Raw genomic sequence first — 13,181 nt, 5'->3', positions numbered from 1 at the left:
GGTGAAAAGGTTACTCGCCAGTCGGTTTCTGCGCTGCCGCAGGTCGCGGTGAAGGCTTCGCGCCGGATGTGGCCTTCGGCACATCGGCCGTCCGGAGCTGCACGGTGGCTTCCGAGTCGGGCGACGGCTTCGCCTTCAAATCCGCCGGGACGTGCGGTTCGTCGCCGAGCACGTGCGTCGCCTCGGCGAGCGCGGTCCGCGCGGTGCGGACCTGCTCGGCCAGGCTCGAGCGCACCTTGCGCAGCGCTTCCACCCGTTCGGTGGCCTGGGTGATCCGCCGGTTGGACTCCTCGGTGGCCTGCCGGACGCGGCGGCGTGCCTCGTCGGCCGCCTCGGCGAGCCGGGCGTTGGCCTCGGTGATCGAGTCCTGCTTGCGCTTGTTGGCGTCGGCGACCGACTCCCGCTGACGGCGCTCGATGTCGGCCTTGGCCGCCGTCTCCTCTTCGAGCACCTTCGCGCGGATGGCGGCGGCGTCCTCGGTGGCCTCGCGGACGCGGCGGGCGGCCTCGGCCTTGCTGGAGGCCTCCTGCTCGGCCAGCGCGTGCATGGCTTCGGTGCGTCGCGACGCCATCGCGATCTCGAAGTCCTCTTCGACCTGCGTGCGGCGCTGCTGCGACTCGGCGTCGAGCTTGTCGCGCTCGGCCTTCGCCTTGTCGGTGATGTCCTTCGCCTCGGCGCGGGCCTTCTCCAGCACCCCGCGGTGCTCGGCCTCCATCTCCTTGCGGCGGAGGTCGAGCTCGTTGAGCAGCTGCTCGTAGCGGGCCCGCATGGCGCTCGCGTCGGTCTCGGCCTTGGCGCGGATGTGCCCGGCCTCGGCTTCCGCGCGCGCCTTGGTGTCGGCGGCCTCGTCCTGCGCGAGCCGCAGCATGCGCTGCAGCCGCTCGGACAGGCCCTCGACGCTCGTCGGCGGCTGGGCGAGCCTGTCGACCTGCCCGCGCAGGTCCGCGATCTCGCCGCGCGCGATCTCCAGCTGCCGTGCCAGGTCGCCCGCCTGTCCGATGGCGGCATCGCGATCGGCGGTGAGCATCTTCAGATCGGCGTCCAGCCGTTCGAGATGTTCGTCGACCTGCGCACGGCTGTAACCGCGCTTCGCCACGTCGAAGCCGGCTCCCAGCGGCACTAGCTCCCGTTCCTCGCCAAGGCTCATCCTTCTACCGTAGTCGAGCTGGGGTCACGGAAGGGTGAGCACCCACGCAACGCGCGGCGAAAGTGCGTTCCGGCGCGTTAAACGTTCCGGAAAGCGTTGATCCCGTCGATGTGCTTCTCGCGCAGCTCGTGGTTCCGGACGCCCAGACCTTCTTCCGGCGCGAGGGCGAGCACGCCGACCTTTCCCTGGTGGGCGTTGCGGTGCACGTCCAGCGCGGCCTGGCCGGTGTCTTCGAGTCCGTAGGTCTTCGACAGCGTCGGGTGGATCAGACCTTTCGAGATCAGCCGGTTCGCTTCCCACGATTCGCGGTAGTTCGCGAAGTGGCTGCCGATGATCCGCTTCAGGTTCATCCACAGATAGCGGTTGTCGTACTGGTGCATGAATCCGGACGTCGACGCGCAGGTGACGATCGTCCCGCCCTTGCGCGCGGCGTAGACCGAAGCGCCGAAGGTCTCGCGGCCCGGGTGCTCGAAGACGATGTCCGGGTCCTCGCCGCCGGTCAGCTCGCGGATCTTCTTGCCGAACCGCTGCCATTCCTTCGGGTCCTGGTTGTCGTCGTCCTTCCAGAACCGGTAGCCCTCGGCGTTGCGGTCGATGATCAGCTCCGCGCCCAGTTTCCGGCAGATCTCCGCCTTTTCGGGGCTGGAGACCACGCACACGGGGATCGCGCCGCCGTTGAGCGCGTACTGCGTCGCGTAGGAACCGAGACCGCCGGAGGCGCCCCAGATCAGCACGACGTCGCCCTGCTTCATGTCCGCGCCGTTGCGCGAGACGAGCTGGCGGTAGGCCGTGGAGTTCACCAGGCCGGGCGACGCGGCCTCTTCCCAGGTGAGGTGATCCGGCTTCGGCATCAGCTGGTTCGCCTTGACCAGCGCGATCTCGGCGAGGCCGCCGAAGTTCGTCTCGAAGCCCCAGATCCGCTGCTCGGTGTCGAGCATCGTGTCGTTGTGCCCGTCCGGGCCCTCGAGTTCGACGTTGAGGCAGTGCGCGACGACCTCGTCGCCCGCCTTCCAGTTGTGCACGCCGACACCGGTGCGCAGCACGACGCCGGACAGGTCCGAGCCGACGACGTGGTACGGCAGGTCGTGGCGCTTCGCCAGCGGCGAGAGCCGCCCGTAGCGCTCCAGGAACTTGAAGGTCGAGACCGGTTCGAAGATCGAGGTCCAGACGGTGTTGTAGTTGATCGCGCTCGCCATGACCGCGACCAGCGCCTCGCCCGGGCCGAGTTCCGGCGTCGGGACCTCGTCCACGTGCAGCGACTTGCGCGGGTCCTTGTCCCGGCTTTCGAGGCCCTGGAACATGTCGGCCTCGTCCTTGTGCACGGTGATCCCGCGGTAGGACTCCGGCACGTCGAGCGACGCCACGGCGCCGAGGTCATCGTTCAGAATGGCCTGCTGGATCTCGCCGAGCTGCGACATCGGAACCTCCGCGAATGGGGGTGGCGTGTTGGCGCCTCAAATTACTCACCGGTAACCAAGACCACAACTGTACGAGACGTGGAGCACGTACACATCCCGAAGTGTTATCGACCGGTCTTGACCGGCCGGCCAACCAAGCGGAGCATGGGCGATGGAGATCTCTCCGACCTGCAGGTTCAGCCGAATTTCGGAGGTGAGCACGCATGAACGAACCCACGACGCGCCCTTGGACCCGTCCCCATGACTGGGCGGAGGTGGTCATCGGTGTGGTCGTCGCTCTTTCACCCCTCTGGATGACCACGGACACCACCGCCATGTGGTCGCTGATCGTCCTGGGCGCGCTGATCGCCCTCGACGGCCTCGCGTCGCTCGCGATGCCTGGCATGGTCTACGGCGAAGGCATCCAGATCGTCCTGGGCGCGCTGCTGTTCATTTCGCCCTGGGTGATGGGATTCGCCGCTTTCATGGGCGCGTCCTGGACCGCTTGGGTGGGTGGCGTCCTGACCGTGGTGGCCGGGGCGGCCGCGATGCCGATCGCCCAGGCGACGCACAAGACGGCGGGACAGCACTGACGCACAAGGAGACGGTGTGAAAGAGGATTCGGCGAAACAGCGCATCCTGCGAGCCGCGGAGGCGCTGTTCGCCGAATCCGGTTTCGACGCCACGCCCACGTCACGGATCGCCGAACGGGCGGGCGTGCCGAAGGGCCTGGTGCACTACTACTTCCGGCGCAAGTCGGATCTGCTGGCCGCGTTGGTCGCCGAACTGCCGGACGCGCGCATCGAACCGGCCGTCGTGGTGGTCCCCGGCGACCTCGCGGGCAGCCTGCGCGGCCTGGTGCTGGAACTCGACAGGCGGTTCAACCGCTCTTTGGCGCTGTCACACCTGTTGTGGCGCGAGGCCGACACGCACCGCGCGGTCCGTGACGCGCTGGCCGAACGGTTCCAGCAACTCGTCCGCCAGGTGAAGGCGGTGATCGTCGCCGCGACCGGTGGCGAACTCGCGGTCGCCGACGTCGATTCGGCGTCGGGATTGCTCGCGCGGGCCGTCAGCCACCGTCACGCGACGGCGCGGCACAACGAAGACGGGGACCCCGCCGAGATCGATCGCGAGGTCCTCTTCATCGCCGAAGCGTTGACGCGCGGTCAGTGACCGTTCTTCGCGGGCTCGACCAGTTCCACCAGTACGCCACCGGCGTCCTTGGGGTGGACGAAGTTCACCCGGCTGTTGGACGTGCCGCGCTTCGCCTCGTCGTAGAGCAGCCGGAGTCCCTGCGCGCGCAGCGCCGCGGCGGCGGCGTCCACATCGGACACTCGATATGCCAGCTGCTGCAACCCGGGGCCGCTCTTGGCGAGGAACTTGCCGATCGCGGAATCGTCGCGCAGCGGCGCGAGGAGCTGGATCGCGGTCTCGGTCCCGGCGGTGCCCGGCGCACGCAGCATCGCCTCGCGGACGCCCTGCTCCTCGTTGACCTCCTCGTGCGCGACCTCCAGGCCGAAATGCTCGGCGTGGAAGGCGATCGCCGCGTCGAGGTCGGGTACCGCGATGCCGACGTGGTCGATGGCGGTCACGAACGGTTTCAGCGCCTGGTTCATGCAGAGCAGGATAGGCGCGCGGGCGGGTGGACCGGCGTGCGCCGCCTCACACTGGCTCCATCAAGACGCCCGCGACCCGGGTATGGTCGCGAAGACCCCCTTTGCCCTTGCGCCGATGCTTGGAGGACGCCGTGTCCGGTTCCGTGATCCTGGGTGCCGCCCGTACACCGATCGGGCGACTGCTCGGTTCCCTGAAGGACTTCTCGGGCGCGCAGCTCGGCGGCTTCGCCATCAAGGCGGCGCTGGAGCAGGCCGGTGTCTCCCCGGACGCGGTCCAGTACACGATCATGGGCCAGGTGCTCACCGCCGGCGCGGGCCAGATCCCGGCGCGCCAGGCCGCGGTCGCCGCCGGCATCCCGATGACCGTCCCGGCGCTGACCATCAACAAGGTCTGCCTCTCCGGTCTCGACGCCATCGCGCTCGCCGACCAGCTCATCCGCGCGGGCGAGTTCGACCTGATCGTCGCGGGCGGCCAGGAGTCGATGACCCAGTCGCCGCACCTGCTGCCGAAGTCCCGCGCGGGCTTCAAGTACGGCGACACCACGCTCGTCGACCACATGGCCTACGACGGCCTGTTCTGCGCTTTCGACCAGGTAGCGATGGGCGCTTCGACGGAGAAGTACAACAGCCGCTACGGGCTCACCCGTGAGCAGCAGGACGAGTTCTCCGCGCGTTCGCACCAGCGTGCCGCCGCCGCCATCGAGGCCGGCCGTTTCGACGCCGAGATCGCGCCGGTGTCGATCCCGCAGCGCAAGGGCGACCCGGTCGTCTTCTCGAAGGACGAGGGCGTCCGCGCCGACACGACAGCCGAAGGCCTCGCGAAGCTGCGCCCGGCCTTCGCCTCCGACGGCACCATCACCGCCGGTTCGGCCTCGCAGATCTCCGACGGCGCGGCCGCGGTCATCGTCGCGAGTAAGGCCAAGGCCGAGGAACTGGGCCTGACTCCGCTCGCCGAGATCGGCGCGCACGGCGTGGTCTCCGGTCCGGACGCCAGCCTGCACGAGCAGCCGTCGAACGCGATCCTGGCCGCGCTGGCCAAGGAGAAGCTGACCGCCGACGCGCTCGACCTCGTCGAGATCAACGAGGCGTTCGCCGCCGTCGGCCTGGTTTCGGCCGACAAGCTCGGGCTCGACCCGGAGAAGGTCAACGTCGACGGTGGCGCCATCGCCCTCGGCCACCCGATCGGCGCGTCCGGCGCGAGGCTCGCCGTGCACCTGATCCACGAACTCCGCCGTCGCGGCGGCGGCCTCGGCGCGGCCGCCCTTTGCGGTGGCGGCGGCCAGGGCGACGCGCTGCTGCTCCGCGTTCCGTAAAGCCCTTGCCGGTACAGCTGGACATCGACGAACTGGTCGGTCGCGCGCGGGACGGCGTCCCCCGCGCGATCGCCCGGTTGCTGTCGCTGGTCGAGGACGCTCATCCGCAGTTGCCCGAGGTGGCGGCGAAACTGACGCCGCACACCGGCAACGCGCGGGTCGTCGGGCTGACCGGCCCACCCGGTGTCGGCAAGTCGACATCGACGTCCGCGCTGCTCACCGCCTTGCGGGCGCAGGGGTTGCGGGTCGGGGTGCTGGCGATCGACCCGTCGTCGCCCTTCTCCGGCGGCGCGCTGCTCGGCGACCGGATCCGGATGACCGAACACGCCACCGACCCCGGCGTGTTCATCCGTTCGATGGCCACCCGCGGCCATCTCGGCGGGCTTTCGTGGGCGACGCCGCAGGCGGTCCGCGTGCTCGACGCGGCGGGCTTCGACGTCGTGCTGATCGAGACCGTCGGGGTCGGACAGTCCGAAGTGGACGTCGTGAAACTAGCCGACACCACGGTGGTCCTGCTCGCGCCCGGGATGGGCGACGGGATCCAGGCGGCCAAGGCGGGCGTGCTGGAGATCGCGGACGTGTTCGTCGTCAACAAGGCCGACCGCGAGGGCGCGGACGCGACCGTCCACGACCTCAAGCAGATGATCTCCTTGGTGCGCCGGGAGATCCGCGGTCCGAGCTGGCGTCAGCCGATCGTGCGAACGGTGGCCTCGCGCGGCGAAGGCGTCGGCGACGTCGTCCGCGCGCTCGGCGAACACCACGACTGGCTGGTCCAGCGTGACGAACTGCCCCGTCGCCGCGCGGCACGGGCCCGGGACGAGGTCGAGGCGATCGCCGTGCAGCGGTTGCGCGCGGAGATCGTCGACCTGCGCTCCGGCGACCGGCTCGCCGAACTGGCCGAACGCGTGGTGGCGCGGAAGCTCGACCCCTTCGCGGCGGCCGAAGAATTGATCAGAGACCTTCGGGACTCGTGAGTGGTAAGTGTCGTTCTAACGACACTTACCACTCACGAGGTCTTCAGAGGATTTCGATGACGCGAACCTTCGGCGGACGATTCGGGAAACTGATATCGGTCCACCGGTTGATTCTGACGTCCGACCCATTGCTGTCGTAATAGATCAGGTCGTTGTTGCCGGTGTAGATCCGGTCGATCCACCAGCCCCCGAAACTGATCCTTCCCTTGTTGGCGTAGCAGTCGACACTGCTGCTCCCGCCGAGGTGCGACCAGATCTTCAGGAAGTTCTCGCCGTCACGGCAAGGGATGTGGTCGATCGCGAACGAGGTGCCGGTCGGGACGAGCAGGCTGAACGCGGCGGCAGCGGCGGCCGCCGCGGCCAGGACGCGCCGGGCCTTCTTCTTGAACGAGATCACGGAATTCTCCTTTAGCGAGGGGAAAAGGAGCGTGCTTCGTGCGCTGTCGAGCATCTCGATCAAGTGCGGCCGGTGTCAATTTCCCGGCGGTTTCCCGGGTGCTTTGGGACAGGCAAGTCTGGCCGTCCGTGCACGCGCATCAGAATTCGACGTACATCTTGATGTCGCCGAAGTCGCTGTCGAGGTTGTCCAAATGGCTGATCGCGTCCTCTTTCCAGACTTCGAGCTGGTTGGTCTCGCCGTAGGTGAGCTGCTCGCCGTCGGCCACCTTGTGGGCGTAGTTCGTGATCGTGACCGTCTGCCCCCGGCAGAACTCGACGCGCTCCAGGAACCTGTCGGCCATGTCGGGGTCGAAGACGCGGCCCATGCGGACGTAGCCGTTGTTGATGTGCTCCTCGCAGTAGAAGTGCGCGGCGGCGGAGGCGACCCACTCGGTCAGCGACGGCTCGCGTGGTGGCCACGTCTCCCGGACGTGCGACTTGATCTCCCTGGCGAGCCGGATGACGCGGCGCCGTTCGAGGTCGCTCAGCCCGTCCTCCTTGCGGAAGTCGAGGATCATGTCGTCGACGACCTTGGCCAGCCGGAGCATGCGCGGTTTGTCGAGTTCCGCCGGTTTCTCCGGCGGCAGCCCCGCCATGACCCTCTCGTGCACCAGGACGTACTGCGTGTACGCGTAGAGGAAGGTCAGCGCGTTCAGCTGCCATTGGTGTCGTTCGGCGATCTCCACGGATCCGACCCTAACCGCGCACCTACTTCCGGACCTGTATGAGCGGCGGGGATTCACCCTATGCTCTCCTCTTCGTCCACGGCTGGGAGGCAGGAACCGTGCAGAGGATCGCGAAAGTCTTCGTCGCAGTGCTGGGGGCCGGGCTGATGCTCGCCGCCGGTACCGGAACGGCGGCCGCGGAGGGTACGCCGCCGAAGGTCACGAAGGGCCCCTGTCAGTACACGGAGACACCGGACGACCCGGCCGTGCGCCCGGTCCCGCTGCCGCCGGACCCCCGTCGCACGCCGAACCGGGGCAAGGTGCCGGTGCAGCTCAAGACGAACCAGGGCAAGATCGACCTGACCCTCGATCGGGCGAAGGCGCCCTGCACGGTGCAGAGCTTCCTGCACCTGGCGACGCACCGGTTCTACGACCGCACGACGTGCCACCGGCTGACGTCGTACCCGACGCTGAAGGTGCTGCAGTGCGGTGACCCGAGCGGCACCGGCGAGGGCGGCCCCGGCTACAAGTACAAGGACGAACTGCCCGTCGGCCTGCCGCCCGCGCCGACCGACCCGACCGGCGAGCGCAAGGTGTACGCGCGCGGCGTCCTCGCGATGGCCAACGCGGGCCCGGCGACCAACGGTAGCCAGTTCTTCGTCGTGTACGGCGACTCCGCGCTGCGCCCGAACTACACGATCTTCGGCACCGTCGGCCATGAAGGCCTCGAAACCCTCGACGACGTCGCCGCCGGCGGGATCAAGCCGACCCCGGAGAACCCCGCCCCGGTCGATGGCGCCCCCGTCCTGAAGACCGACATCCTCCGGGCGCGCCCCTGGTTCTGCTGACCACCCCCACGCGTTTCGTCCTCTGGATGCTGTCCTTGAACACGCAAGTACCGCATTCAGAGGACGAAACGCGTCAGGTGACCTCGAAGATGGCCTCGCGCAAGGCCTCGGTGGCGCCGCCGAAAGCGTGCTTCGCGGCGGCGCCGTACCCGATGATGAGCCCTTCGCGCTGGGGTTCTCCGATCCAGTAGCCGCTGAGCCCTTCGAGCCCGATCGCGCGACGGCGGCAGGCGGCCAGCACCTCCATTTCCCGGGGCAGCTCACCGGGGAACTGCAGGACCAGGTGCAGGCCTGCCGAGATCCCCTGCGGCAGCAAGGAATCCGGCAACGCCGCGAGCAGCCGGTCGCGCCGTGAGCGGTACTCGGCCCGGCAGCGGCGGATGTGCTGGTCGTAGGCACCCGATTCGATCAGCTCGGCCATCGCCAGCTGGTCCAGCAACGCGGGCCGCGCGCCGCTCGCGACCATCTCGGCGCGCACCGGTTCGACCAGGAACCGCGGCAGCACCATCCAGCCCAGGCGCAGCGCCGGTGCGAGCGTCTTGCTCGTCGTCCCCACGTACACGACCCGTTCGGGGGCCAGCGCCTGCAGCGCGCCGACCTGCTGGTGGTCGAACCGGAACTCGCCGTCGTAGTCGTCCTCGATGACGACGGCGCCGGTCTCCTCCGCCCATCGGGTGAGTTCCGCTCGCCGCCGAGGGGCGAGCGTGACGCCCAGCGGGTACTGGTGCGCCGGGGTGACCACCACCGCCGGACTGTCCAAAGCGGACACTTCGATCCCGTGGTCGTCGACCGGGACGCCGACCACCCGCGCACCGTTGGCGGCGGCGATGTTCCGGTAGATGTGCAGTGACGGGTTCTCGAAGGCGATCTCCTCCGCGCCGCGTGCGCGCAGGACCCGCGCCAGGATCGCGATCGCGTGCGAGAACCCGGAGCACACCAGGATGCGTTCGGGATCCGCGACCACGCCGCGGCTCCTGGCCAGATACGCGGCGAGCGTCTCCCGCAGCTCCGCCGAACCGGAGTCCGACGGGTAGTCGAACGCCGAGTTCGGCGCCCGGTGCAGGGCCCGGCGGGTCGCCGAGAGCCAGGCCGACCGGGGGAACGCGGACAGGTCCGGCCTGCCGGGACGCAGGTCCCAGCGCGGTGCCGGGTCGCGGGGGACGGGCCGCGGTGGTGACGCCGGCAGCGCGCCCGCCGTCGCGACCCTGGTCGGGGCGCCCTGCGCGGTCCGCAAGTACCCCTCGGCCGCGAGATCGGCGTAGACGCGGGTGACCGTGCCCCTGGCCACCCCGAGGTCCTGCGCCAGCGCCCTGGTCGAGGGCACCGCGGCGCCCGCCTGCCAGCGTCCTTCCCGGATGGCCGCGCGGATCGCCGCGGCCAGCCCGGTCCGGCCGCTTTCGGGCCGCCAGTCCAGGTGGACGTCCATTCCCGAACTGGACCATGATTCCGCCATGTGACTGGACCATACTCGTGGGCCAGTCGCCGCTAGATTCGCAGGTATGACCGAGCGAATCCACCTGGGCAAGCGAGTGCCCGAGATCTACCAGGCCATGTCGAAACTGCAGGCCGAAGTCGAGAAGGCGGCCGCCAACGCGGGGGTCGACCAGAAGATCCTCGAACTGGTGAAGATGCGCGCGTCGCAGATCAACCACTGCGCGTTCTGCCTCGACATGCACTCCCACGAAGCGGTGCAGCAGGGCGAGTCGCCGCGGCGGCTGTACGTGCTGCAGGGCTGGCGCGAGACCGAGCTCTTCACCGAGCAGGAGCGCGCCGCGCTGGCGCTGACCGAGGCGATGACCAACGTCGCCACGCTCCACGACGTCCCGGACGACGTCTACGAAGAGGCGACGCGGGTCTTCGACGAGACGCAGTACCGCGCGGTCGCGTGGGAGATCATCGCGATCAACAGCTGGAACCGGATGTGCGTGACCAGCCACGCGCCGCTGCCCGAGCGCGCCGAATGACCGCCGCGCGGCTGCGGGAGCTGCACGTCGCCGGCGAGCCGCTCCTCCTGCCGAACGCGTGGGACGCCGACAGCGCGCGTCTCGTGGAAGCCGCCGGTTTCCCGGTCGTGGCGACGAGTTCCTTCGCCGTCGCCAAGGTCCTCGGCTACGACGACGGGGAAGAAGCACCCGTCGACGAGATGTTCGCGGCGGCGGCGAGGATCGCGCGGGCGGTCTCGGTCCCGGTGACCGTCGACGCGGAAGGCGGGTACGGGCTCGAAGCGGGGGAATTCGCGACGAGGCTGGCCGAGGCAGGGGCCGTCGGCTGCAACTACGAGGACACCGATCACACGAACGGTGGACTCCGTCCGCTGGAAGCGCAGGCGGACCTGATCGCGGAACTGCGCAAGGCGGCGGGGGACGCGCTGGTGATCAACGCCCGCGTCGACGTCTTCTTCGGCGCGTCCGACGAACAGGCCGTTCTGGAGGAGGGGGTCGCGCGGGCCGAGGCGTACTTCGAGGCCGGGGCGGACTGCGTCTACCCGATCCTGGTGAAGTCGCCGGACGTGCTCGGCGAGTTCGTGAAAGCGGTCGGGCCGCGGGCGGTCAACGCCGCACCGATTCCTGGTGGCCCCGATCTTTCCGCGCTCACCACACTGGGGGTAGCGCGGATCTCGCTGGGCACCGGGCTGTGGAAGTCCGTTCGCGCGGACATCGAGGCGAAACTGGCCGGGGTGGCAGCGGGGAAGCTGCCGTACTAAGGGAATGGGAACCGGGGCGGTGCGGCCGGGGGCGTCGGATACCGGCCGCACCGCCCCGGCGACTAGTGGGCGACCGCCTTTTCGGCGCCCGCGCCGGTGAGGGACCGGACCTCCATCTCGGCGTACTTCTTCTGGTTGTGCTCCTTCGACAGCACCGTTCCGAGCCACCCGAGGAAGAAGGCGACCGGGATCGAGACGATGCCGGGGTTGTCGAGCGGGAACCAGTGGAAGTCGACGCCCTGGATCATCGAGGCGCTCTTCCCGGTCTTCGCGTCGACGGGCTTACCCGAGACCGCCGGCGAGAAGATGATCAGGATGACGCAGACCGCGAGTCCGCCGTAGATGCTCCACAGCGCGCCCTGGGTGTTGAATCGCTTCCAGAACAGCGAGTACAGAATGGTCGGCAGGTTCGCCGACGCCGCCACCGCGAACGCGAGTGCCACCAGGAACGCGATGTTCTGCCCGTTGGCGAGGATGCCGCCGAGGATCGCGACCGCGCCGATCACCAGCGCGGTGATCCGGGCGACCTTCACCTCCGAAGCCGGTGTCGCCTTGCCCTTCTTGATCACGCTGGCGTAGACGTCGTGCGCGAACGAGGCCGACGCCGTGATGGTCAGGCCCGCGACCACCGCGAGGATCGTCGCGAACGCGATCGCCGCGATCAGGCCGAGCAGGATCGGCCCGCCGAGTTCCAGCGCCAGCAGCGGGGCCGCCGAGTTCACGCCACCGGGCGCCGCCTTGATCTTGTCCGCGCCGACCAGCGCGCCGGCACCGTAGCCGAGCACCAGCGTGAACAGGTAGAAGACGCCGATCAGGCCGATCGCCCACACCACGGAACGACGGGCTTCCTTCGCCGTCGGCACGGTGTAGAAGCGCATCAGGACGTGCGGCAGGCCCGCGGTGCCGAGCACCAGCGCGATGCCGAGCGAGAGGAAGTCCAGTTTGGTCGTGCCGGTCTTGCCGTACTGGTTGCCCGGTCCGAGCAGCGCCTCACCGGCCTTGCCCGCCTTGTCCACGGCGCCCTGCAGCAGCGCGGAAAGGTTGAAGCCGTACATGCCGAGCACCCAGAGCGTCATCGCCAGCGCGCCGACGATGAGCAGCGCCGCCTTGATGATCTGGACCCAGGTGGTGCCCTTCATCCCGCCGATGAGCACGTAGGCGATCATGATGATGCCGACGATCACGATGATCGCGGCCTGCCCGGCCTTGCTCTCGATCCCGAGCAGCAGCGCGACGAGGCCACCGGCACCCGCCATCTGCGCCAGCAGGTAGAAGAACGAGACGGCCAGGGTGGACGTCGCCGCCGCGGCCCGCACCGGGCGCTGCTTCATCCGGAAGGCCAGGACGTCGCCCATGGTGAACTTGCCGGTGTTGCGCAGCAGTTCCGCGACCAGCAGCAGCGCGACCAGCCACGCCACTAGGAAACCGATGGAGTAGAGGAAACCGTCGTAGCCGTAGACGGCGATCGCGCCCGCGATCCCGAGGAACGACGCGGCGGACAGGTAGTCACCGGCGATGGCGACGCCGTTCTGCGGACCGGTGAACGCGCGGCCCGCGGCGTAGTAGTCCGACGCCGTCTTCGTGTTGCGGCTGGCGCGGAACACGACGAACAGCGTCACCACCACGAAGAGGCCGAAGATGGTGATGTTGAGTACGGGGTTGCTTCCCTCGACTCCGGCGGCGAGTGTCATTTGGTCTCACTCTCGATGTCCGTGCGGATCTTCTCCGCGATGGGGTCGAGTTTCTTGTTCGCGTAGCGGACGTAGAGGCCGGTGATCACGAACGTCGAAACGAACTGCAGCAGACCGAAGACCAGGCCGACGGTGATGTTGCCGACCAGCTTCGTGCTCATGAAGCCGTGCGCGTAGTCGGCGAGCAGCACGTAGAGCAGGTACCAGACGAGGAACAGCGCCGAGACGGGGAAGACGAACCGGCGCAGTCGCGAACGCAGTTCCTTGAACTCAGGGCTGTCGTGGGCCTTGTCCCAGTCCACGTCGGGCGGACCCTGAGTGTCCGTTTCGGTACTCATCGTGCTCTCCTCGCGCCGCGAATGTGTTCCGCGACACGTTAGGGAGAGGG

At 68.9% G+C, this 13,181-nt stretch carries 15 protein-coding genes; 7 read left to right on the top strand and 8 right to left on the bottom strand.

Annotated features, from left to right (window positions below):
* Positions 1 to 10: 10 nt before the first annotated feature.
* Positions 11 to 1,120: a coiled-coil domain-containing protein gene (locus tag IE302_RS13945; protein ID WP_191255592.1), complete on the bottom strand. Its 1,110-nt coding sequence runs from the start codon at positions 1,118 to 1,120 to the stop codon at positions 11 to 13.
* A gap of 104 nt (positions 1,121 to 1,224) precedes the next feature.
* Positions 1,225 to 2,565 (bottom strand): crotonyl-CoA carboxylase/reductase, encoded by a 1,341-nt coding sequence (gene ccrA / locus IE302_RS13940; protein WP_191254950.1) that lies wholly within the window; start codon positions 2,563 to 2,565, stop codon positions 1,225 to 1,227.
* A gap of 203 nt (positions 2,566 to 2,768) precedes the next feature.
* Between ccrA and IE302_RS13935 the strand changes: the two genes are divergently transcribed.
* On the top strand, positions 2,769 to 3,137 hold the full coding sequence (locus tag IE302_RS13935; protein WP_191254949.1) for an SPW repeat protein: 369 nt from the start codon (positions 2,769 to 2,771) through the stop codon (positions 3,135 to 3,137).
* 16 nt (positions 3,138 to 3,153) lie between these two features.
* The gene (locus tag IE302_RS13930) at positions 3,154 to 3,717 is read left to right on the top strand and encodes a TetR/AcrR family transcriptional regulator (RefSeq protein WP_191254948.1); all 564 of its coding nucleotides are present in this window, start codon (positions 3,154 to 3,156) and stop codon (positions 3,715 to 3,717) included.
* On the opposite strand, the gene mce is transcribed toward IE302_RS13930, so the two are convergent.
* Positions 3,711 to 4,160 carry a methylmalonyl-CoA epimerase gene (gene mce / locus IE302_RS13925; protein ID WP_191254947.1) on the bottom strand — a complete coding sequence of 150 codons (450 nt, stop codon included), beginning with the start codon at positions 4,158 to 4,160 and terminating at the stop codon, positions 3,711 to 3,713. The genes IE302_RS13930 and mce overlap by 7 nt on opposite strands.
* 131 nt (positions 4,161 to 4,291) lie before the next feature.
* Here mce and IE302_RS13920 point away from each other — a divergent pair, with 131 nt between their 5' ends.
* On the top strand, positions 4,292 to 5,473 hold the full coding sequence (locus IE302_RS13920) for an acetyl-CoA C-acetyltransferase (protein ID WP_191254946.1): 1,182 nt from the start codon (positions 4,292 to 4,294) through the stop codon (positions 5,471 to 5,473).
* A gap of 5 nt (positions 5,474 to 5,478) precedes the next feature.
* Positions 5,479 to 6,447 (top strand): methylmalonyl Co-A mutase-associated GTPase MeaB, encoded by a 969-nt coding sequence (meaB, locus tag IE302_RS13915; protein WP_191254945.1) that lies wholly within the window; start codon positions 5,479 to 5,481, stop codon positions 6,445 to 6,447.
* A 43-nt stretch (positions 6,448 to 6,490) separates the two neighbouring features.
* Here meaB and IE302_RS13910 read toward each other — a convergent pair whose 3' ends face one another.
* Positions 6,491 to 6,844 (bottom strand): beta/gamma crystallin domain-containing protein, encoded by a 354-nt coding sequence (locus IE302_RS13910; RefSeq protein WP_191254944.1) that lies wholly within the window; start codon positions 6,842 to 6,844, stop codon positions 6,491 to 6,493.
* 139 nt (positions 6,845 to 6,983) lie between these two features.
* Positions 6,984 to 7,571, bottom strand: coding sequence for a hypothetical protein (locus tag IE302_RS13905; protein ID WP_191254943.1), 588 nt, complete (start codon positions 7,569 to 7,571; stop codon positions 6,984 to 6,986).
* Between the two features lie 146 nt (positions 7,572 to 7,717).
* Between IE302_RS13905 and IE302_RS13900 the strand changes: the two genes are divergently transcribed.
* Positions 7,718 to 8,398, top strand: a complete 681-nt coding sequence (locus IE302_RS13900) for a peptidylprolyl isomerase (RefSeq protein WP_191255591.1) — start codon at positions 7,718 to 7,720, stop codon at positions 8,396 to 8,398.
* Between the two features lie 73 nt (positions 8,399 to 8,471).
* Here the strand turns inward: IE302_RS13900 and pdxR are convergent, their stop codons facing one another.
* Positions 8,472 to 9,851, bottom strand: a complete 1,380-nt coding sequence (pdxR, locus tag IE302_RS13895) for a MocR-like pyridoxine biosynthesis transcription factor PdxR (protein ID WP_191254942.1) — start codon at positions 9,849 to 9,851, stop codon at positions 8,472 to 8,474.
* Positions 9,852 to 9,897: 46 nt separating this feature from the next.
* On the opposite strand from pdxR, the gene IE302_RS13890 reads away from it, so the two are divergent.
* Together IE302_RS13890 and IE302_RS13885 are read left to right on the top strand one after the other, a co-directional pair.
* Positions 9,898 to 10,362, top strand: a complete 465-nt coding sequence (locus tag IE302_RS13890; protein WP_191254941.1) for a carboxymuconolactone decarboxylase family protein — start codon at positions 9,898 to 9,900, stop codon at positions 10,360 to 10,362.
* The gene (locus tag IE302_RS13885) at positions 10,359 to 11,102 is read left to right on the top strand and encodes an isocitrate lyase/PEP mutase family protein (protein ID WP_191254940.1); all 744 of its coding nucleotides are present in this window, start codon (positions 10,359 to 10,361) and stop codon (positions 11,100 to 11,102) included. Before IE302_RS13890 ends, IE302_RS13885 begins: the two co-directional genes overlap by 4 nt.
* A gap of 62 nt (positions 11,103 to 11,164) precedes the next feature.
* On the opposite strand, the gene IE302_RS13880 is transcribed toward IE302_RS13885, so the two are convergent.
* Together IE302_RS13880 and IE302_RS13875 are read right to left on the bottom strand one after the other, a co-directional pair.
* Positions 11,165 to 12,793, bottom strand: coding sequence for a monocarboxylic acid transporter (locus IE302_RS13880; protein ID WP_191254939.1), 1,629 nt, complete (start codon positions 12,791 to 12,793; stop codon positions 11,165 to 11,167).
* Complete coding sequence (locus IE302_RS13875) at positions 12,790 to 13,131, bottom strand: DUF485 domain-containing protein (protein WP_191254938.1); 342 nt, start codon at positions 13,129 to 13,131, stop codon at positions 12,790 to 12,792. Before IE302_RS13875 ends, IE302_RS13880 begins: the two co-directional genes overlap by 4 nt.
* Between the last annotated feature and the right edge of the window lie 50 nt (positions 13,132 to 13,181).

This window comes from Amycolatopsis oliviviridis (assembly GCF_014654365.1).
Classification (GTDB): domain Bacteria; phylum Actinomycetota; class Actinomycetes; order Mycobacteriales; family Pseudonocardiaceae; genus Amycolatopsis; species Amycolatopsis oliviviridis.
This window is presented reverse-complemented; position numbering and strand designations above follow the sequence as displayed.